The organism is Streptomyces graminilatus (assembly GCF_001418565.1).
GTDB lineage: Bacteria > Actinomycetota > Actinomycetes > Streptomycetales > Streptomycetaceae > Streptomyces > Streptomyces graminilatus.
Genome location: NZ_LIQQ01000011.1, coordinates 1 through 19,771 on the forward strand (window position 1 = coordinate 1; position 19,771 = coordinate 19,771).

The 19,771-nt window shown below is 69.1% G+C and carries 20 protein-coding genes and 1 pseudogene; 11 read left to right on the top strand and 10 right to left on the bottom strand.

The window, feature by feature from the left end:
- Positions 1-48 precede the first annotated feature (48 nt).
- The 7 genes from fxlM to AOK08_RS45400 all read left to right on the top strand — a co-directional run bounded on the left by fxlM (position 49) and on the right by AOK08_RS45400 (position 8,237).
- Positions 49-1,263, top strand: coding sequence for a methyltransferase, FxLD system (gene fxlM, locus AOK08_RS01030; protein WP_055522789.1), 1,215 nt, complete (start codon positions 49-51; stop codon positions 1,261-1,263).
- 58 nt (positions 1,264-1,321) lie between these two features.
- Positions 1,322-1,729 (top strand): FxLD family lanthipeptide, encoded by a 408-nt coding sequence (locus AOK08_RS46955; protein ID WP_241826756.1) that lies wholly within the window; start codon positions 1,322-1,324, stop codon positions 1,727-1,729.
- Positions 1,645-4,563, top strand: a complete 2,919-nt coding sequence (locus tag AOK08_RS01035; RefSeq protein WP_241826764.1) for a lantibiotic dehydratase — start codon at positions 1,645-1,647, stop codon at positions 4,561-4,563. Before AOK08_RS46955 ends, AOK08_RS01035 begins: the two co-directional genes overlap by 85 nt.
- Complete coding sequence (locus tag AOK08_RS01040; RefSeq protein WP_055522664.1) at positions 4,560-5,783, top strand: lanthionine synthetase C family protein; 1,224 nt, start codon at positions 4,560-4,562, stop codon at positions 5,781-5,783. Before AOK08_RS01035 ends, AOK08_RS01040 begins: the two co-directional genes overlap by 4 nt.
- The gene (locus AOK08_RS01045; RefSeq protein ID WP_055522665.1) at positions 5,765-6,769 is read left to right on the top strand and encodes a thiopeptide-type bacteriocin biosynthesis protein; all 1,005 of its coding nucleotides are present in this window, start codon (positions 5,765-5,767) and stop codon (positions 6,767-6,769) included. The genes AOK08_RS01040 and AOK08_RS01045 overlap by 19 nt, the downstream gene beginning before the upstream one ends.
- Positions 6,766-7,902, top strand: a complete 1,137-nt coding sequence (locus AOK08_RS01050) for a hypothetical protein (RefSeq protein ID WP_055522667.1) — start codon at positions 6,766-6,768, stop codon at positions 7,900-7,902. The genes AOK08_RS01045 and AOK08_RS01050 overlap by 4 nt, the downstream gene beginning before the upstream one ends.
- A 104-nt stretch (positions 7,903-8,006) precedes the next feature.
- A complete protein-coding gene (locus AOK08_RS45400) occupies positions 8,007-8,237 on the top strand; it encodes a hypothetical protein (RefSeq protein ID WP_157876511.1) in 231 nt (76 codons plus the stop codon).
- Here AOK08_RS45400 and AOK08_RS01055 read toward each other — a convergent pair.
- Entirely contained in the window at positions 8,224-8,439 is a 216-nt protein-coding gene (locus tag AOK08_RS01055; RefSeq protein ID WP_055522670.1) for a hypothetical protein, read from the bottom strand. The genes AOK08_RS45400 and AOK08_RS01055 overlap by 14 nt on opposite strands.
- A gap of 75 nt (positions 8,440-8,514) precedes the next feature.
- On the bottom strand, positions 8,515-9,423 hold the full coding sequence (locus AOK08_RS01060; RefSeq protein WP_157876512.1) for an aminoglycoside phosphotransferase family protein: 909 nt from the start codon (positions 9,421-9,423) through the stop codon (positions 8,515-8,517).
- A 371-nt stretch (positions 9,424-9,794) separates the two neighbouring features.
- Between AOK08_RS01060 and AOK08_RS01065 the strand changes: the two genes are divergently transcribed.
- Positions 9,795-10,034 (top strand): hypothetical protein, encoded by a 240-nt coding sequence (locus tag AOK08_RS01065; RefSeq protein ID WP_055522674.1) that lies wholly within the window; start codon positions 9,795-9,797, stop codon positions 10,032-10,034.
- A 357-nt stretch (positions 10,035-10,391) separates the two neighbouring features.
- Here the strand turns inward: AOK08_RS01065 and AOK08_RS01070 are convergent, their stop codons facing one another.
- The 3 genes from AOK08_RS01070 to AOK08_RS01080 all read right to left on the bottom strand — a co-directional run bounded on the left by AOK08_RS01070 (position 10,392) and on the right by AOK08_RS01080 (position 12,745).
- Positions 10,392-10,868, bottom strand: a complete 477-nt coding sequence (locus AOK08_RS01070) for an NUDIX domain-containing protein (RefSeq protein ID WP_055522676.1) — start codon at positions 10,866-10,868, stop codon at positions 10,392-10,394.
- Between the two features lie 68 nt (positions 10,869-10,936).
- A complete protein-coding gene (locus tag AOK08_RS01075) occupies positions 10,937-11,641 on the bottom strand; it encodes a nucleotidyltransferase domain-containing protein (protein WP_055522678.1) in 705 nt (234 codons plus the stop codon).
- A 279-nt stretch (positions 11,642-11,920) separates the two neighbouring features.
- Entirely contained in the window at positions 11,921-12,745 is an 825-nt protein-coding gene (locus AOK08_RS01080) for a protein kinase family protein (RefSeq protein WP_055522679.1), read from the bottom strand.
- A gap of 77 nt (positions 12,746-12,822) precedes the next feature.
- Here AOK08_RS01080 and AOK08_RS01085 point away from each other — a divergent pair, with 77 nt between their 5' ends.
- Together AOK08_RS01085 and AOK08_RS45405 are read left to right on the top strand one after the other, a co-directional pair.
- A complete protein-coding gene (locus AOK08_RS01085) occupies positions 12,823-13,068 on the top strand; it encodes an NUDIX hydrolase (RefSeq protein WP_055522680.1) in 246 nt (81 codons plus the stop codon).
- Between the two features lie 362 nt (positions 13,069-13,430).
- Positions 13,431-13,655 carry a hypothetical protein gene (locus AOK08_RS45405; RefSeq protein WP_055522682.1) on the top strand — a complete coding sequence of 75 codons (225 nt, stop codon included), beginning with the start codon at positions 13,431-13,433 and terminating at the stop codon, positions 13,653-13,655.
- Here AOK08_RS45405 and AOK08_RS01095 read toward each other — a convergent pair.
- Positions 13,639-14,184: an NUDIX hydrolase gene (locus tag AOK08_RS01095; protein WP_241826757.1), complete on the bottom strand. Its 546-nt coding sequence runs from the start codon at positions 14,182-14,184 to the stop codon at positions 13,639-13,641. The two genes, AOK08_RS45405 and AOK08_RS01095, sit on opposite strands and share 17 nt — an antisense overlap.
- A 484-nt stretch (positions 14,185-14,668) precedes the next feature.
- Between AOK08_RS01095 and AOK08_RS01105 the strand changes: the two genes are divergently transcribed.
- On the top strand, positions 14,669-15,445 hold the full coding sequence (locus tag AOK08_RS01105; RefSeq protein ID WP_055522690.1) for an isoprenyl transferase: 777 nt from the start codon (positions 14,669-14,671) through the stop codon (positions 15,443-15,445).
- Positions 15,446-15,640: 195 nt separating this feature from the next.
- Here AOK08_RS01105 and AOK08_RS48795 read toward each other — a convergent pair.
- The 4 genes and pseudogenes from AOK08_RS48795 to AOK08_RS01125 form a co-directional block, all read right to left on the bottom strand.
- A pseudogene (locus tag AOK08_RS48795) lies at positions 15,641-16,451 on the bottom strand (UvrD-helicase domain-containing protein); the annotation flags it as partial.
- A 13-nt stretch (positions 16,452-16,464) separates the two neighbouring features.
- Entirely contained in the window at positions 16,465-17,055 is a 591-nt protein-coding gene (locus AOK08_RS01115; RefSeq protein ID WP_063793980.1) for a GNAT family N-acetyltransferase, read from the bottom strand.
- Between the two features lie 119 nt (positions 17,056-17,174).
- Positions 17,175-18,464 carry a serine--tRNA ligase gene (gene serS, locus AOK08_RS01120; RefSeq protein ID WP_055522694.1) on the bottom strand — a complete coding sequence of 430 codons (1,290 nt, stop codon included), beginning with the start codon at positions 18,462-18,464 and terminating at the stop codon, positions 17,175-17,177.
- Positions 18,465-18,867: 403 nt separating this feature from the next.
- Positions 18,868-19,626 carry a phytanoyl-CoA dioxygenase family protein gene (locus tag AOK08_RS01125; RefSeq protein WP_241826758.1) on the bottom strand — a complete coding sequence of 253 codons (759 nt, stop codon included), beginning with the start codon at positions 19,624-19,626 and terminating at the stop codon, positions 18,868-18,870.
- Positions 19,627-19,771 lie beyond the last annotated feature (145 nt).

A 19,771-nucleotide genomic window follows, 5' to 3' on the forward strand; every position in this document is an offset into this window, starting at 1 on the left:
CGACATCATCACGACTTCGCGTACACGCACCACGAGGAGACCAGCCACATGAGCGAACTGCCCGACGAGAACCGTGCGACCGAGCTGCGCAACAAGGCCGTCGACCAGCTCAAGGAAGACGGCACGATCGTGTCGCCGCGCGTCGAGGCTGCCATGCGCAAGGTGCCCCGGCACCTTGCCGTACCCGAATCCCCGCTCGACGAGGCTTACAGCACCTACAACGCCGTGATCACCCAGGAGGACGACCACGGCAATCACACCAGCTCGGTCTCCGCACCGCAGATCCAGGCCATGCAGCTGGAACAGGCCGATCTCCACCCCGGCGACAACGTGCTGGAGATCGGCACCAACGGGCCGAACGCCGCCTACATCGCGGAGATGGTCGGACCCACAGGGCAGGTCACCACCGTCGACATCGACTCCCAACCAGCCGACCGGGCCCAGCGCTTCCTCACCGAAACCGGCTACACCAACGTCAACGTCGTCGTCGCCGACGCCGAGAACGGCCTCCCCGGGCACGCCCCCTATGACGCGATCATGGTGACCGTCGGTGCCTGGGACATCCCGCCCGCCTGGATCGACCAGCTCAAGGACGACGGCCGACTCGTCGTGCCGCTTCGCATCAACGGACTGACCCGCACCTACGGGTTCATCCGGCAGGGTGACCACCTGGTTGCCACCAGCGCCCACGTATGCGGTTTCGTGGCGGTGCAGGGCGCCGGCTCCCACGTCCAGCAGACGATGCAACTGCCAGGGGGCGTCACGCTGCACTTCGACGAGGGGCTGCCCGCCGACCCGTCGCTGCTGGACGGAGTCCTGGACACCGTCCGTGCCGAGACATGGACCGGGGTGACCGTCGCCAGCCGGGAGCCCATCGGCACCCTCCAGATGTATCTGGCGACGCAGGTGCCGACGTATTGCAGCATGTCCATCAACCCCGAACTGGCGACCGGCGCGATCGGCCCCACCGGTCTCGGGTTCTCGATGGTCGCCATCGACGGCCCGAACTTCGGCTACATCGTGGTGCGCCGCAACCCGGAGAAGGAGAACGCGGAGTTCGGGTTCCACGCCTTCGGGCCCGACGGGGCCGGCTTCGCCGAGCGGCTGGCCGACATCGTCCGCACCTGGGGCAAGAAACACCGCAGCGCTCCCGGCCCGCGCATCTCCGTCCACCCGGCGGGCACACCCGATGACCGGATCACCGGCGACCGGATCATCGACAAGAAGCACAGCCGGATCTCAGTCTCCTGGCCGGTCGCCTAGCTCGCGGCTCCTGGCCAGGTCGTCCTGCACCATCACTTCGGACAGAGAGAGTGATCGCATGACCACTGCCGTACTCGACGCCGTCACCGCCCCGGATGGGCTGCCGGCCGGGGAACTCTTCGACGACGACTTCCAGCTGGACATCCGGGTCGTCGTCTCCGACAGCCCCCTCACCGTCTTCATGTGCCCCACCAGCGACGGCTGCGGCGACACCTGTCTGCGCACCCCATCCGAGAAGGGGCACCAGTGGCACACGGATCACCCATCACCTACCAGTGGCAGCCCGGAGTGCTGCTGCGCTCCTCCACCGCTCCCAGCCAGATACCCGTGCCGGACCTTGACCTGTACGGCGACGACGTCCCCGCCCATGGCCGCCAGTGGCTGGCCGGGGTGTGGCGCGATCCGGTGCCCGACGCGCTGTCCGCAGCCAGCCCCGTGCTGTGCCAGCGCGTCACCGAGATCCTGAACGGCACCCTCACCGATACCCGCCGAATCCGCCGGGCCGTCCGGTCCGTGGCGGCATACCTCCTGCGTTGGAACCACCGGCCCACACCGTTCGGGGTGTTCGCCGGAGTCGCCCCCGCGCGGCCGGCTCACGCTGCCCGAGTCCAGTGGGGAGACGGTTACCGAACGATGCTCCGGCCCGATTCCGACTGGATGACGGACGTGATCTCGCAACTGGAGGGCAGCCCCGCCCTCGTTGCCCGGCTGACCGTCGTCGCCAACAACACAGGCCGGTCACGCGGAAACCGGCACATCGTGGACGGCATGCCTGCCGCCGCGCACGCCGCGCACTACGCCCCGGTCGAGCTGTCGATCCGCCTCACCCGGCCCGCGGCCGCCGCGCTCGCCGCCGCCAGCACCCCAATCCCATACGACGTGCTGGTACACCGCCTGGCCGACCAGTTCCCCACCGCGCGCCCCGACCAGCTCACCGGCCTGATCGCCGACCTGCTGGGCAAGCACATCCTGATCAGCAGCCTGTGGCCTTCGATGACGTCGGTCGACCCGCTCACCCACGTGTGCACCCAACTGGACAAGGCCGACGCCGCCAGCATCCCCGACGTGGCCGAGCTAGCGGCCCGGCTCGCGGCCATCCGCGACCGGATCGACCACCCCACCGGCACAGCGCCCTGGGCGTCCGGCTCAGTCCTCGTCCAGGACATGCAGCGCCTCAGCTCCGTCGCCCCGGTCCCGCTGCTGGTCGACGCCGCACTGGACTGCACCGTCGACATCCCCGAAGCCCTGTTGAGAGAGGCTGCCGAAGCAGCCCAAGTCATGCACCAGCTGTCGCCCCATCCGTACGGGTATCCGCAGTGGCGCGACTACCACCAGCGGTTCCTCGACCGGTACGGCACCGACGCCGCGGTGCCTGTACGTCACCTGGTCGCCGACAGCGGCCTCGGCATGCCCGCAGGCTTCCTGGGCTCCGAACGCACCCGGGCCCCGTACCAGCTGACCAGCCGGGACGAGAAGATCCTGCGCCTGCTCCAGGAGGCGATGCTCGACTCCGGCCGTGAGCTTGTCCTCACCCGGGCGACGATCGCCGACCTGACCGCCGACCACACCGAACCGCCGCTGCCCGTACCCCGGGCGGAGATCGCCGTGGAGATCCACGCCCCCACCCTGGATGCCGTGCAGCGGGGCGACTACCGGCTGCTGGTCACCGGAGCACCCCGCCCCGGCAGCAGCATGTTCGGCCGGTTCGCGCACCTGCTGCCGCCGCCCGCACAGTCCGCGCTCACCAACTCGTACGCGACCGCCAGCCCCGGCGCGGTCCCGGCGCAGCTGTCGTTCACCCCGCGGCGGCGCCGCAACGAGAACGTCTCCCGCACCATGCAGGTACTGCCGCACACCATCCCCCTCGGCCAGCACCACGAACCCGGCCCCGGCGTGATCCCGCTCGACGACCTGGCGGTGACCGCCGACGCCCGCCGGTTCTACCTGATCCGCACCTCGACCGGGCAGCACGTCGAGCCCCGCGTCCTGCACGCGCTGGAGGCATCGGTCCATACGCCCCCGCTCGCCCGGTTCCTGGCAGAGATCAACACCGCGCGCAGCGCCGCCTACAAGACGTTCACCTTCGGCGTCGCCGCCACCCTGCCGTACCTGCCACGCGTCCGATACAAGCGGACCGTCCTCGCGCCCGCCCGATGGCTACTGGCCGCCGATGACCTGCCCGCCCGGTCCGCGCCCATGGCCGACTGGGACAAGGCGCTGGACCGGTGGCGCGAACGGCTCCGCGTCCCCGACCGCATTGCCCTGGTCGAGAACGACCAGCAGCTGCCCATCGACCTTGACCAGCGGATTCACCGGGCGCTGCTGCGCGCCTGCGTGAACCGAACCCGCCTTGTCGAATTGCGTGAAACCACCACCCCGCATGAGCAGGCGTGGATCGGCCGCCCCCACCAGCTGCTGATCCCCTTGGCGAACTCCGCTCCGGCCGACACAGCTCCACTCCTGCCGAGGGCCACCGTCGCCAGCCCCCTGATGCCGGGCCGGTCCACCATGCTGTACACCCGCCTGTTCGCGCACCCCACGCGGCACGACGAGATCCTGACCGGCCACCTGCCCGGCCTGCTCGACCAGTTCGCCACCATGCCGACCTGGTGGTTCAGGCGTCACCGCGACACCACCCACCCGGACTCCGACCAGTACCTGGCCCTGTACCTGCACCTGCCCACCCCGGACGACTACGGCCCAGCCTCCCAACTCGTCCACGCCTGGGCCGATTCCCTCCACCGGCAGCGCCTGGCCTCCGACCTGGAGCTGGCCACCTACCAGCCGCACACCGGCCGGTACGGACACGGCCCCGCCCTGGACACCGCGCACCAGGTGTTCGCCGCGGACTCGGCCGCCAGTGTGGCGCAGATCCGTGCCGCGGCCGGCGACCCGGCTACGGGGCAGGCGCTCACCGCCGCGAGCATGGTCGACCTGGCCATGCAGTTCACCGGCGACCCACGACAGGCGGCCGACTGGCTGACGCGCACCCTGCCCCAGGAGCGCGGCCCCCTCTCCCGGGACCGAACCGCGCTAACCCTGGCACTGGCCGATCCCGAGCACACCACCCTGGTGGCCCTGCCCGGTGGCCCCGACGTCGCCGCCGCCTGGCGGCAGCGCGCTGCCGCCCTGACCACCTACCGGGAGCAGCTGGCCACCCAGTGCGGCCCCGACAGCGTGCTGCGGTCGCTACTTCACCAGCACTACATCCGGGCGCTGCCCGTCGACCCCGATCACGAACGCGTCACCGGCCGGCTCGCACGAGCCTGCGCCCTGCGGCACCGGGAGCGGCAGCCGTGACCACCGCAACCAGCCCGGTCCTGCTGGCGGACGCCTTCGCCCGGCACCTGGCCGTCCCCGCCCCACCACCCGAAGACCAGCCCTGGGCGGCGCACGCCCTGACCGCAGGTGCCACCGGAACCGCGCTCCTCCACATCGAACGCGCCCGTACCGGACACGGCGCCTGGCAGCAGGCACACGCCTGGATCAAGACCGCCGTCGCCACCGACATCAGCGCCGCCGACACCAGCGGCCTGTACCTGGGGGCGCCCGCCGTCGCCTTCATGCTCGACTGCGCCGTCACCCCCGACTCGCCCCGGTACCAGGACGCGCTCACGGCCGTGGACCGGCACGTCACCGAACTCGCCCACCGGAGAGCCGACGCGGCCGAAGCTCGCATGCGCAGCGGGCGTCCATCCCGCTTCCACGAGTACGACATCTTCTTCGGGCTGACGGGTATCGGCGCGTACCTGCTGCGCCGGTCCCCGTCTGGCGACGCGATGGCACGCATCCTGGCCTACCTCGTGCGGCTGACCCGCCCCATCCGTCACGGCGACCATGGCGTTCTGCCCGGCTGGTGGGTCGGCCACCAGCCCGACCTGACCCTGGCCTCCGTCCCCGGCGGCCACACCAACTTCGGTGCGGCCCACGGCATCGCCGGCCCACTGCTGCTTCTTGCCCGCGCCCTGCGCCAGGGCGTGAGGGTCGACGGCCACGAAGACGCCATCGACACCATCCTCCACTGGCTCGATACGTGGCGGCAGGACGGGCCTGCCGGACCCTGGTGGCCCGAGCACCTCCACCTCGGCGAACTGCGCGCCGGCCGTCCCGCCCAGCGGGGCCCGGCCCGGCCCAGCTGGTGCTACGGCACCCCCGGCATCGCCCGCGCCGGACAGCTCGCCGCCCTTGCCCGCCGCGACCCGGCACGCCAACACCTGTACGAGACCGCCATGGCCCGCTGCCTGACCGACCCCGACCAGCTGTCCAAGATCGCCGACACCGGCCTATGTCACGGCTGGGCAGGCATCTACCAGACCGCCTGGCGCGCGGCCCGTGACGCCGGCACCCCGGCCTTAGACGCCGCCCTGCCCGGCCTGGCCGACGCCCTGACCCGCCACGCCCATCCCGGCCCCGACTCCGGGCTGCTGCAAGGCGCCGCGGGAACCGCCCTCGCCCTGACCACCGCAGCCCACGGCGCTGCGCCGACCTCGGGATGGGACGCATGCCTGCTGATCGACTGAACCCGCCCGCCCCGCTGGAAGAGACGCTGGCCGCGGTACGGGACGTGCTGGCCGGAGCCAGCCCAAACATCGCCGCCGCCGACGCCGGACTCGACCCTGCCGACCTGGCCGCTGCCGTCGCCGTCTACCAACAAGCCGGACAACACGCTCTCGCCCGCCAGGCCAGGGTCCCCGCTTGGCGTCAGCTGTACGTCCAGTTCACCGACTGGGCCAAGGCCGAGCAGACCGCCGCCGACCACATCGCCCCCGTCCTGGACCTGGCCGAACACGATGGTCAGATCACCGGATGGTGGTTCATCCGCAAACACCCCTGCTGGCGGATGCGTCTGCTCCTGCCCGACGGGGCACAGTTGCCTCCGGCGATTCCCGCAGCCCTGGACGAACTCGCCGCCGACGGGCGCGTCGGGCGCTGGTGGCCCGGCATCTACGAACCCGAGACCGCGGCATTCGGCGGCGACACCAGCATGGCCATCGCCCACACCCTCTTCCACGCCGACAGCCGCGCCATCCTCATCACACCCCACGGTGACCTGGGCCGCCGCGAGATGTCCCTGCTGCTGTGCGCCACCCTGATGCGCGCGGCCGGACTGGAGTGGTACGAGCAAGGCGACGTCTGGCACCGCGTCGCTCAGGAACGGCCCCTGCCGCCGGACGTACCGCCCGCCAAGATCCACACCATGACCGCAGACCTGCGGCACCTGCTCCTTGCCGACACCAGCACCGCCGGCCCGATGCTCCAGTCCGATCAGACACTCAAGCGCGCCGCCGACTGGGTCCACGCGTTCCGCCACGCGGGCCGGGACCTCGGCACCGCCAACCGCGACGGAGCCCTCGACCGCGGCCTACGCCAAGTCGTGGCCTACCACGTGATCTTCCATTGGAACCGCATCGGCCTTCACACCCGCACCCAGAGCGTCCTCGCGCACGCGGCCAAGGCCGCGATCTTGTATCCCGGCCCCGACGCCCCGGAAAGGCCCACACCGTGACGACCACGCCCTCACCGACCGCAGTCCACCGGGACGCCGCAGGGTTCCCGCTGGTCTGCCGATCCCACCTCGTGTACCCCAGCTTCACCGCCCGCATCGAGGAGCTGCGCACCTGCGCCGACAAGTCCGCAAAGGCCGGCCCGCTCAATGACCGGATCAACGCCGCCTGCGCCACCTGGAACCTGTCCGCGCTGATCGCCTCCGACTGCCGGCTCCCCGACCTGGCCGCCGACCTGTGCATCCGCCAACTGCGCCTGTTCCAGGCGGCTTGGCCCGTCAACGGCGACGTCGCCATCGCGGCGCTCCAGCCGATGGTCAACCTGATCCGTCTGACCGCCCGCTCCGGCCACCCGGACACCGCCTACCGGCAGTTGGCCGACCTGCACCAGGCCGTGCACCACGGCGGCATCGTGACGCTCCAAGGGCAGTGCATCGACCTTACCCGGTTCACCACCCCGGCCACCGTGCGCCACATCCAGCCGTGGCTGCGGTTCCTGATGACGGACGACGGCACCCGCCTGCTGGCCACCACCGGCCAGTGGGCCAAGGCCGCCCAGCACGCCACCACATACGACGCCGAGCCCGACCGGCTGCTCGACAGCAGGCAGGCCCGCATCGTCGCCGCCTGGCACACGAACGCCCCGAATACCGCCAACGCCCTGCTGGACGAAGCGCACATCACCGAACCGTGGGAGGAGGCCGTGCGGCAGCTCCTTCGGCACGGCACCGCGACCCTCGCGGGCCACGCCCGGGACGGACTCTTCACGACCGTCCTGGACACCGCACGGACCGCCGTTGAGGCGACCGCACCGCATACCCGCATGTTCCGCGTACGGCTGGCACGGACAGTCATCGCCCTGGCCCCGGCCAACTCCCGCAGCCTGACGGAGCCGCTGTGCCGGACCGTGGTCGACGACACCGAAGAAGCAGGCGACGCCTTCGCCGCACGGGAAATCCTGCGCAGCCCGATCCCCATGGCCAACGACCAGCAACGCAAGAACCTCGAAGCCCTCGTCCACAACGGCGGCTTCGGCCGAGGCGCCATCCCGGAACCCGACCTGACCGTCATGAACGATGCCCTGGCCATTGCCGGACCGAGCCTGGCCAACTGCCTCGCGCAGCAGAGCGCCTGAACGGGCCGCGCGTACACCGAAGGCGCCGCCCCGGAGCGGCGCGCCGCTCCAGAAGGCCACGGAGCCGTCGTGATCCAATCCCGCTGCCGCCGCACCGTACACGGATGCCGGGCACCCTCGTTCGGCCTGCTCACACGCCGGACTGGCTGCGGGTGGCTCCGCCTCGGCCGCGCAAGGGTGAGGAAGTGGTGATGGGCGTCCAGGAAGTCCGGGTCGAACCAGAGACGGTAGCGGGCGTCGTGGGCGTGCGCCAAGCGGCGGGCGACGGATTCGGCCGGGCCGAGCAGCAGGACGAGGACGCGGTCGTGTGCGCCGGGTCGGTCAGTCCGAAGTAGCGGGCGAGTTCCAGGGCGCGGTCGAAGTCCTGGCGTGGGCCCTGGCCTGGCACCGGTCGGAGAAGACGAGGAGACCGGGGTGTGCCTGCTGCTGGCGCCTGGCGTCGGCGAGGCGGCCTTGGGCCTCGGTGAGCAAGTAGCGGGCGGTCGCCGCGTCCGGGAGGGGATCTCCTGGGGGCTGGGCTTCGGGGAAGACCACCACCTGGTTGGGGCAGCGCGTCCTGGAGCCGGTGGAGTGCGGTGGTCTTCCCTACGCCCGGCATGCCGTCGATCGCGATCACAGGTGTGGTGTCCCCTCTGCTTCGAGGGCGTCCAGGACGCGCGGGGCGAGCGCCGTGACCTGGTCGGCCAGTTCGGTGTCGATCTCGATGGCCCATTGCAGGACCCAGCAGAAGTACCGGGCAGTGTGGACGAGCATGTGCCGGGCGTCGACCTCGATCCCCCGGCCGAGGCGGGCGCTTTCCTCGTGGTAGGCAGCCAGGGCGAGGTGGGGGTCGCGGCCGTCGATGAGGCAGTTCTGTACGTACAGGTTGGTCAGGTCTTCGTACACGCAGCCGGTACCGCAGCCCTCGAAGTCGATGATGCCGGGGCCTTTGCCATCGGCGAGCAGGAGGTTGCGGGCGGAGTAGTCGCCGTGCACGAAACCCGGCACGCAGGCGGCCGTCTGGACCGGACCGGCCTGGGCCAGGACGGCGGACAGTCGGGTGCGCACGGGGTGGTTGCCGTCGGGCAGTGGCCGGATGTTGCGGCGGAAAGGGGGCAGACCGGTAAGCGCGTTGTCGGGGAGGGCGTGCAGGCGGGCGACGACCGTGCCGAGCAGCGCGGTGGCCTGCTCGTCGTGGGGGTCGGTGGGGGCGGTGCCGTCCAGGCGGGTGGCGCTGACCCAGGCCAGGGCGCCGTCGACGGTGTCGTGGCCGAGGACCTCGGGCACCCGCAGACCGTCGGCCTGCGCGGCCAGGTTGAGGCCGGTGATCTCGCGCTCGGCGCGCTCGGCCGGGCGGTGAGTGTAGATCTTCAGGATGGCCGTCTTGGACAGGAAGACCATGGACCGGCCGCCGTAGCCCACGATGGCGGTCTGGTCGAAGACGGTGTCCAGAGCTGATTCGGCGGCCTGGCGCGCGCAGTCGATCTCGCTGGCCAGCCGGGCCAGTACCGGATGCTGCCCACGGTCGGCCGCCTGTGTCATGCTCTCGCCCATCCTCGTCCTCGGTCCTGTCTGGTACGCCATTCGTGCAGCCAGTATGGTGGCCGGGCTGCCATCGCCAGGACCTCCGGCTGCGCGCCGGCGCGCTGCCGAGCGGCTGGGTCTGGCCAGCGGCGGAGCGGTAGGCACGCAGCGCCAGTGTCGCGGCGGCGGCCCAAGAGAATGCGGTCTCCGCGAGGCGCCGTCCGGCGTTCCCCCAGCAGCGCCTGGACGCCATCGAGCATGTCCTGTTCGCCCTGGCACGGGCCCAGGGGCTCAACCCCGACGAGCCGGCCTGAGCGTGCCTGACCGGCGTGCCGGTCGTTGGGCCGTGGTGAGGAAGCCGGTCCGTCTATCCCGTGAGGCGTGCGTCTATGGATGAGAGCCCCACAGGGGCCGAGTGCCCGCGGTGCCGCGGTCCGCTGAGCGAGTACGACGGCGACCCGGGCGCCCGCTCCCGCCTCGCCCTCGACCGTGACGTCCGGATCTGCCGAAGCTGCGGGGTCGATGAGGCGGTGCGGGACGCGGCCGCGCTGGCTCCGGTGCCGCCCGGCGAATGGCCGATGCTTGAAGACCACCTGACGTGGAACAACGTGCCGGGCACCGGCAGATGAGCTTCGGCTACCTTCTCCTGCGTCTGCGCCGGCTGGTCGTGCAGACCGAGGCGACCGCGAGATGATCTCCCGGTCCCGCTCTTTGGGAACGTCTTCCGCAGCCGCAGCAACGAGTTCCCGCAACACCAGCACCGTGTCGGCGTCCCGCTCGGCGATGAGGTCCCAGTCAGCTGTCAAGCGCGCCGCTCCCGGGCATTGGCCGTGACCGCACACTGACCCGCATCGATCGACACTGCGATCGGAAAGTTCACGGTCCACCCGCCTGCCTGAAGACCACGGAATCGGCCATCGGGGCGGCGGAACCACATCCGCCACGGCCATGGGGACGACGGAACTACTCCGCCGTCCCCATGGCCATCAAGACTCTCCGGCCACCGAGCTTCGCCGGAGACGGTGGTCAAGTTCCCACAACGCTGTGCGGTTGGAATCCCAACGCACTGCCGACATTGCCTCGTTGAACGAGAACCAGCTGTACTCGGTGTGCTCGCTGGACAGCGCCAACTCCGATGCGTCGGCTCGGACACCGAAGGCATACTCGGGAAGCACCAAGACCTCCGGCCCCCACGTGAACTCGCCAGTGACACTCACCACTGGAATCGACGCCCGCGCATCCAGTTCGATGAACTCGAAGTCGCCGGCCAAGCCAGCCTCCTCGGCGGTCTCTCGCCTGGCGGCCTGTAGCGGTGCTTCACCCGCCTCCCCACCACCAGCCACACCCTGCCAGTAGGCGCCGTCCAAGCGACGGAACAAGGCGTAGAGCAGCCCTCCCTCAGTCTGCCGGTACGGCAGCACTAACACCTGGAACGGAGCGCGATCCTCCACGGCTTCAACCATCGCTCCACGGTAGTGCCGCTGGGCCGCCTACGGTGCCGATGGGCCTACATCTCAGCCTGTCCCACCCGTCACGGAGTTCCACTGCGCCGATACCCGGCCCACAATCGTCCGCCAGCCCGAGCCAGGACATCGTCAACGACGCCAACAAGGGCGTCGGTCTGCCCATCCAATGCCCTACGGACAGCATGGAGCAGGCGGGCATTGAGTCCAGGTGCTGCGGCATCGAGGCGGCGTGCCAGCCACTTCCCGCCGCCACCCCATGCCCCACCGAGGGCCAACACGAGCTCACCTGTCCGCCTCGCCAGCTCTGAGGCGATGAACAGCCGTTCGCCCTGATCGGTGCTCCCAGCGAGATCGTCCAGGAGATCCGTGATCGCATAGCGGGAGTCCTCGATCTCCTCTGCTGGCATCGCAGGTGGACCCGCGAGGGCCAGTTTTCTGGCTTCCGCAGCCAGACGCTCGCCGAGCCCATCCACGTCGAAGAGCAGCTCGCCGTCCGCACACATCCATAGCAGTGGGGACCGGCGCTTGCGGGTTTCCCGGTCTACGAATGCGTGCCAGGTCTCTTCGGTGTATACGAAGAGTTCCACGGGCCAGTCACCGTGCTGGAGGCTCTCTCTGTACGGAGCCGGCAGACCGTGCAACAGCACCACGATGTCCAGGTCGGACAAGGCCGTGCGGTGCTCCGTCAGCACGCTGCCTCCCAGAAATGCCGCTCGAGCGGCAGGATGACGTTCCTCTACAACGGCGCGGGCAACGACAACCGGATCCATGCAGCCACTATCGGTATCCAGAACGCGTTACGCATGTGGTTACTTCAGTCACTCGGGCGAGCCGTCGTACGCCGTGTCTCAGCGTTCGTACGCAACGGCTGGTCACTGAAACCGTCCACACGCTGTGGATGTGCGCTGGCCTGCCCCATCGTCGACTACTCCCTGTGGGGGCGAGCTGTTGTCCGTTGCCTCCTGTGACTGTTGATCGCGTCGAGACCGCTCGCGCAGACGCGAATGACAGACAAGGCGCTGCTTCGTCTCACCGCGACAGTAGAGAGATCAAGTGCGCACACTGCTTGCGCCACGCCATGCCTGCACCAGAGCCTCAACCGAGGCGAACCGGTCAGCAGGATCGCTGGCATTGGCACGCTCGATGACCTTCAGCTGTGGCGGCGAACCGCGCCATTCCTGCTCGTCATCGCCGGCATCCAGCAGCAGACGCAGCGCCCGGCCGAGCACGAACACGGTCGTTCGGATATCGATGGTCGAGCCCCTGATGAACTCCTCAGGGGCCATGAAACGCCTCGACCCCGGCAGTCGATCGACCTCCAGAATGAACGGACCCGGCCGATACTCGTCCAAGTCACACAGCACCAGGCGGTCGCAGTCGAAGTCGTACAGCAGGCAGCCGTCGTAGAAATCAACAGCGATGAGCCCCGCCGCCTCGACGGCCAGGTGCGCATCGAGGATCTGCTCCAGGGCCCGGAGGATGACCGTTACCGGGAGTCTGCGGAACCGCGCCATCGGACTGTCGGAAGCGGCGCGGCCACCGTGGCGGGAGATGGTGGGGTGGTACAGAACTTCGCCATCCACCCACGGATAGACGAGAGCCAGTCCACCAGTGACGTCGAAGGAGTGCTGGAGAGGCACGATCAGCGGATGCTGGACCGCAGCATGGACCTCCACAGCACGGCGCAGCGAAGCGGCAGCCTCCGGCACTGTCGCACCCTTCACGAACCACCGCTCGTCGCCTACAGCGACCCCGTAGGAAACACAGCCGGAGTCCTGCTCCCGGAAGATCCGGAAGACGGTACCCACTTCTTCCAGGTAGGTCTCCAGTACATCGACGGACTCAGCACTCAGCGGCAGCGGGGGCGGTGGCATAGCACCATCCTGTCAGCCCGGAGGGCCGGTGCAGTCCAAGGAGGCACCGTCTGCTGTCGGCTGACATGGTTCCTCGGATGCGGATTGGATGGCGAACGCAGTGCTGCGAGGAGTTCGGCGGAACGATCGCCGCACCACGGCTGGTGTTCCTCATCACCGACCTCCTGGAGACGGGCATCGGCGTGCAGCACATCTTCGCGGCCCGCCTGAACAGCATCGACCTCGACGCGCGCACCGGTAGCGAGTTCACCAAGCCGGAGCGCGGCGGCTATGAGGTCGTCCGTGTCCCCTTCACCGCCGAGGCGGTCCGCGCCCTGCGCTGATGCCGCCCGCGCTGGGCGAGTTCATCTCCGCCGACACCGACGCGATCGCCTCGCTGGTCGATCACCCGGTGAACGCGTGAGCGGCTCACCGGCGTTCGTGAGCCTGAGCGGTCCGGACAAGCGGCAAAACCACCCATCTGAAGCTGCTCGCAGGCCATGGCGCTGCCCTGCAGCCGCTCGGATCCCTCCATCACCACGACCCTGAGCCTTGGCCGAGGTTTCCCGGGACGCGGCGGCCGCCACGGCCACCCTCACCGCGCGGGTCTTCCCTTAGTGCCTTCCCCACGCTGGAGGAACTCGACGACGCTGTCCGCGAACTGCGGCGTCTGTACCCGCACACTCAGCTCGTCCACACCGTCCCTGTGCCGCTGAATAACGTCCTTGACCGGCTGCCGCGGCTCCTGCCCGGCTGGAGCGCCGCCCTCTCCGGCGATCCGGCGCTCTACGACGACGGCGCGCACGGCCGCATCGCCGTGCGCGCCTCCGGCACGGAACCGGGAACCCGCCTCTACATCGAGGCCCCCGCCCAGACCGCTGAACGTCTCGCCGAGGCCCTGGGCGGGCCGAAGATCAACCTGCCTGCTTGAGCAGGCCGGCGGCCACCAGACCCGCCAGGCCCATGTCCGCGTCGGTGTACTGACCGCCGAGGAGATGGGCCACGTAATCGTCCAGCGGCATGGTGACCGGCTCGACGAACTCTTCGGCGTCCGGCTTGGGTTCGGTCACCTTGCGGCAGTTCCGGGCCAGTACCGCGTGCCGCACGTGAGTGGCGTATGAGGCCAGGTAGGTCTTCATGACGACCTCGACCGTGCCGGCCTCGTACCCGGTCTCCTCCAGCAGCTCGCGCGCCGCTGCGGCCTCGACCTCCTCTCCTCCGGAGACCAGGCCGCCGGGCAGCTCCGCCAGGACCTTCCCCGGGCCGGGCCGGAACTGGCGTACGAGAACGCCCTGTCCGTCCTCAGTGAGGGCCACCACCGCCACCGTCCTCGGGCCCTGAAGGATGTCCCAGTCCGATTCCTTGCCGTCCGGCTGTACGTAGGTGCGACAACTCACCTTCAGCCAACCGGCCGGCTCCGGACGCTCGCTCTGCAGCGTCCACTCCAGCCCTTTAGTCACGCTCGGCATCCTATCCAACTCGTTGTGTGACAAATGGGAGGGTGGTGGTCCGCCGTCACCGCGCCGCGCGCACGCCGCGCCGTAGGACAGCGGACTCGCGGGAGGTGGCGCCCGCGATGCGCGACACCCCCGGAAGGACATGGGTTGAGACGGTGTCAGCGGATGATGATCCCCTGGCCGACGAGCTGTCGCCGCATCGCTTGGTACTCCTCCACGGTGACCGGCCGCTGTCCGCGAGCGTGCTTGGGCTTGCCCACCTCGGAAGGCTCCGGCCATTCGTCGGCGGCGGGCAGCACGTCCAGGGCGGCATGCGAGCCGGCCTTGGCACGCGGGGCCCGCGCATGAACAGGGTGACCGTGCCGGGGAGCGTGATCGTCTGATGGGCCATCGGATAGCCCAGGGCGTAGCACGAACCGGGAAGGGGGATCGGGTTGGCGATACGGTTGCGCCCTCAGCGGTGGTGGCTGAAGGAGAGGACGAAGGCGTGGCACTCAGGGCCATTCGCTCGGCGTTGGAAGCGGTGTACGTACGGCGCCTGGCCCGGAAACTGGAGGGCTCCCTCCGGCCGAAGCACGTCGGGATCATGCTCGACGGCAACCGGCGCTGGGCCCGCGGCGCCGGTCACGACGATCCCCGCGAAGGCTACCGGGTCGGTGGGGCGAAGGTCGCCGACTTCCTGCGCTGGTGCACCGCCGCCGACATCGAGCACGTGACGCTGTGGATGCTCTCCGACGACAACCTTCACCGGCCCGCCGAGGAGCTCGGCCCGCTGATCGAGATCATCGAGGAGACCGTGCAGAGCATCTGCGCGGCGCCGGAACCGTGGGAGATCGAGATCATTGGCGCCCTCGACCTGCTGCCCGGAGACAGCGCGCGTGCCCTGAAGGACGCCGTTGCTCCGACCGACGGACGGGGCGGGCTCAAGGTCGACGTCGCTGTCGGCTACGGCGGCCGCCGCGAGATCGTCGACGCGGTCAAGGCGGCTTTCGAGAAGCACACCGCGGCTGGCGGTGACCCGGCAGAGCTGGCCGAGAACTTCGAGGCCCAGCACATCTCCGAGCACCTGTACTCCAGGGCCGGCAAGGACACCGACTTCATCATCCGCACCTCCGGTGAACAGCGGCTGTCCGGATTCCTGCTGTGGCAGTCCGCGTACGCCGAGGTCCACTTCGTCGAGGTCCTGTGGCCTGCCTTCCGCCAGATCGACCTGCTGCGGGCGCTGCGCTCCTACGCGGACAGGGATCGCCGCTACGGCCGTTGACGTCATGCCAGGCGCGCCATCCGCGGGTCGGCGAGGATCGCGTCGACGGCCCGCTTGACCGAACTGTCCTGGTCCTTCGTCGTCACCTCAACCGTCAGCTACACCTGTCCCTCGTTCAGACGGGCAGGAACGGGCTGGGCGTTCCGTGCCAGCTGATGCTGAGGGCGTCGCGGGCGCGGGTGGTGGCGAGGCCGTCAGTTCATCTTCCCATGAGTGGTAGGGGGTGAAGGTGGAGGTGGGTCCGTGGAGCACGGACCGGTAGCCAGCGAGGGTGTCGGTGCCGTCGTCGAGGTCGTCGAACTCGACCTTGTTGTTCGTGGAGTCGACGACGCGGAGTGCCTTGGCGAGGATCTCTTTGGTGGTGCGGTAGCTGAGGGTCAGGCGTGAGGCGCGCCCTTGATGTTCATGCCGACCGAGCTGAGGGCGACCTAGTGGTCGTAGATGCGCTGGTGGGTGTCGCCGGCGATGAACAGGTCGTTGGGGAGGCGGGGGTGTTGGACCATGGCGCGGAGCATCTTCCAGTGGGCCGGGCTGAGGTCCTGGGCTTCGTCGACGACGATGTGCCAGTAGCGGTGGCCGAGGTAGCGCATGCCGGAGCCGTCGTGCGGTGGATGAGGTCCTTGCCGCCGATCGCGTCCTTGTATTCGCGGCGGGCCTGGATTTTCGCGGCGCGGTCGATCTCGTAGCGGGCGGCTCGCTCGGCTGCCTGGCCCCAGGTTTCGATGCCGCGCTTGTCGAGGCGGGCGGTGAACTGCTCGACGAGCTTCCAGATGTGGTGGCGATCAGGCCTGGTCAGTGCGCGGCCACGGCCGGCCCGGCGGGCCTGGAAGTAGGCGGAGCGGGTGGGCACGGACTGGCCGAGGATGACCTGCTCCCACTCTTCCAGGAGGAATTCCGGCTCCCAGCGGCGGTCGTCGAGCTCGGCCAGCAGCTGGCGCAGCTCGTCCAGGGCGACGCTGTCGTAGACGCGCTGTTTGCCGCGGCCGGGGGCGGCGTTTTCGCCCAGCGGCAACAAGGAATCAGCCGAGGCGCGGCGCATCCGGTGACTGGGGAGCGATCAGTACGCCGGACCACTTCTCGCTCGGCTGGCCGCGCCGGAACATGATTTCTGACTTCGAGTGGATGGTGAAGCCGGCACGCTCCGTGACCTTGCGAGACCCGACATTCCCCACGAGGGCGTGCCACAAGATACGTCGCAGCCCCATGCCCTCCTGGGAGAATCCCCACCGGCATGCGGTTCGGACAGCCTCCGTCATGACGCCTGAACCGCGAGCGTGCGCAGCCAGCCAGTAACCGACCTCGGCAGCTGTGTCGGTCTTGCGGTGCAAGCCGATCCGGCCGAGCGGCTGGCCCGTGGCAGCGTTTTCGATGACGAAGTTCGCTGCTGTTCCGTTGTGGGCCCTCGCGATGGCGATGTTCTCGACGAAGAACTGAGCATGGTTGCGCTCGTAGGGGACAGGCAGGCTGACCCAGCGCAGCATCTCCGGATCGAGTGAGAGCTCATACACCCAATCGACGTCGTCAGGGTGGAAGGAGCGGAGTCGCAACCGTTCGGTGACGATGACGGGCAGATCGATTGGTGTTGCACCGTGGCCAGTCACTCGATCCATACCCCGATTCTGGCCGAAGAGCGGCACCGGAGTTGGCGCCTCAGTTACAGGAGGGCGACCGCTGGCTGCGAGGCATCCGTCCCAGGCAACGGATGCCTCCAGCAGGCCGCCCGGCCGATCTACCGGGTCGGGCGGGGCGGTGCCAGCACTTCGTTCGGCACCCACTTCCTCAAGACGTCAGGTACGACGACGGTGCCGTCTGCCTGCTGATGCTGCTCGAGGATCGCGGGCAGGAGTCGGCTTGTGGCCAGTCCCGACGCATTCAAGGTGTGCACGAAGCCCGATTTGCCCTGCCGGGGCCGGTAGCGGATGTTGCCGCGCCGGGCCTGGTAGTCGCGGGCGTTCGACACCGAGCTGACCTCTGCATATGCGCCGAGGCTGGGCAGCCACACCTCGACGTCGAAGGTCTTGGCCATGGCGGCGCTCGTGTCCTCAGCAGCCAGGTGCGTGATCCGGTAGTGCAGGCCGAGTCCGGCCACCAGCTCCTCGGCCTTGGTGAGGAGTTCGGCGTGAGCGGCGGCCGAGTCATCGGGGCGAGTGAACTGGAACATCTCCACCTTGTTGAACTGGTGTCCGCGCAGCGTTCCTCGCTCCGCAGTGCGGTAGCCGCCGGCCTCCTTGCGGTAGCACGGCGTGTAGGCGAAGTACTTCTTGGGCAGCTCGGCCTCCGCGAGAGTCTCGTCCCGGTGCAGATTGACCAATGCGGTCTCCGCGGTCGGCAGCAGGAACCGTTCGGGACCGTGCTCGCCCTGCTCCAGGGCGAGCACTTCGTCCGCGAACTTCGGGAACTGGCCCGCGGTGTATCCGGCCTGGTAAGTGAGGATGTGCGGCGGCAGCAGGAACTCGTAGCCGTCCCGCACGTGGGCCTCGACGAAGTAGTTCAGCAGCGCCCACTCCAGGAGTGCACCATGGCCGCGGTAGATCCAGAACCCACTGCCGGCGAGCTTGGTCCCGCGCTCGTAATCGACCAGCCCCAGGCTGTCGGCGAGCTGCACATGATCCTTCGGCACAAACCCAAACTCCGGCACCTGCCCGACAGTGCGTACGACTTCGTTGTTCTCCTTGCCCCCGGCGGGAACGGCATCGTCGGGGAGGTTCGGCAGCGGATCAAGGAAGTCCCGGCATGCCTGCTCCAGCTCGGCAAGGTGAGCCTCGGCGTCGGTCAGGGCCTCACCGACCGTCTTGGCCTCCGCAAGCAGAGCGTCGACGGGCTCGCCAGCCCGCTGGCGTTTCGCGATCTCTCCCGAGATCGTCTTCCGCCGTCCCCGCAGCCGCTCCACGTCGGCTCGTGCCCGCCGGTGATCCAGGTCCAGCCGAAGAAAGGCATCGAGATCCACATGGACGTCACGCTTGGCCAGGGCTCGCTGTACGTACTCGGGGTTCTTGCGGATGAGGTCGATATCCAGCATCGCGTCGGTGCTCCGTTCGATCAGCCGTCTGTTGGCGTGATCCCTTGGGAGCGCGGGCGAGAAGGGGCAACTCGCGGTGCCACCGCGCCTTCGCCGCCACCGCAAGGGTGGCGGCCTCGTTCACAACCCGGTCACGGGGGTCAGCCGACAGGGCATTGAGCCACACCAGGGTGTGGCTGTTCCTCCCCGCACTCGGGAGTGGATTCACACCGGGTTGCGAGGCCGCCGTCACAGCAACTGGCGGCTCTCTCGGCTCGCGTGATCCCGGGCTACTTGTCTCCGTCATCGCGTTGTACCCGAGGTTAGAGGTGTCGCTGTCGCGCGGCCAATGAATTTGCCAGGGCTTCGGCGTGTGGAAGACCGGCGGCCGGTCTTCCACACGCCTGGCCGTCACCTGGAGGATTCACTTGCCCAGGCCGCGCCGTATGGCCAGTTCCACGGCCGAGTAGTCAGCATTCGCGCGTTCGAGCTGATACGGCTCGGCGGGGTACAGCGGCGGCTGAGCCAGGAAACGCGGGGTTGTTCCGTGGTGCGACTGGGCTGCATGCACCAGGAACGGATGACACAGATAGACGTCCCCAGCGTGTCCGGTGGCCAGTACTTGCGGCAGGTCAGCGGTCGCCTCAAACAGCCCCGCAGCGGCAAGATCGCCGGTACTCATTCCCTCCTCGCCGGCGGCTTCCAGTCGCGAGGGGACGTACAGGTGTGAGCCTGCTCGAATCCGGGTCGGCGCGTCGTTGTCCGTGGTGTCGGAGAACAGGAACAACATCAGCAGGGCACGGCAGCGCGAGTGGACGTTCACCCACGGCGGGCCGCTCTTCTGTTCCTCGGGGTGGTAGCCGCCGTCGATGTGCCATCCGTCGTCGCCCGGGTCTCCGGGGTGCGGGAAGCGGATGGGGATCGTGCCGATGCTCTTTCGAGGCAGCCACCGGCCCGCCCCGACGAGCTGGTCGAAGGCCCGGTAGAGCCGGGGCGTGTTCGCCGCCTGGCGGAAGGGTTCCTGGGCACAGGAGCCCAACCGGATCACCGGCTCGGTCCACGTCGCAGGATCATCCGGGTCACAGCCCGTCTCCTGCCAGCAAATGGCACGGCACTCGGCCGCCACCTCGGCAGGAAAGGCTTCGTCCACCCGGATGAAGCCGTTGTCGATGAACTCCTTCACCTGCGTTACGGAAAGTCCGCTACTGGACATGCCCCGTCCTTCTCGATGGGAGTAACTATCCTGAAAGGAAAGCCGGTTGAGGAGGCGCCGTCGAATCAATTTCAGGCGAGGGCATGGCCGCAATGGGGCGGCCTTGGTGACGGAG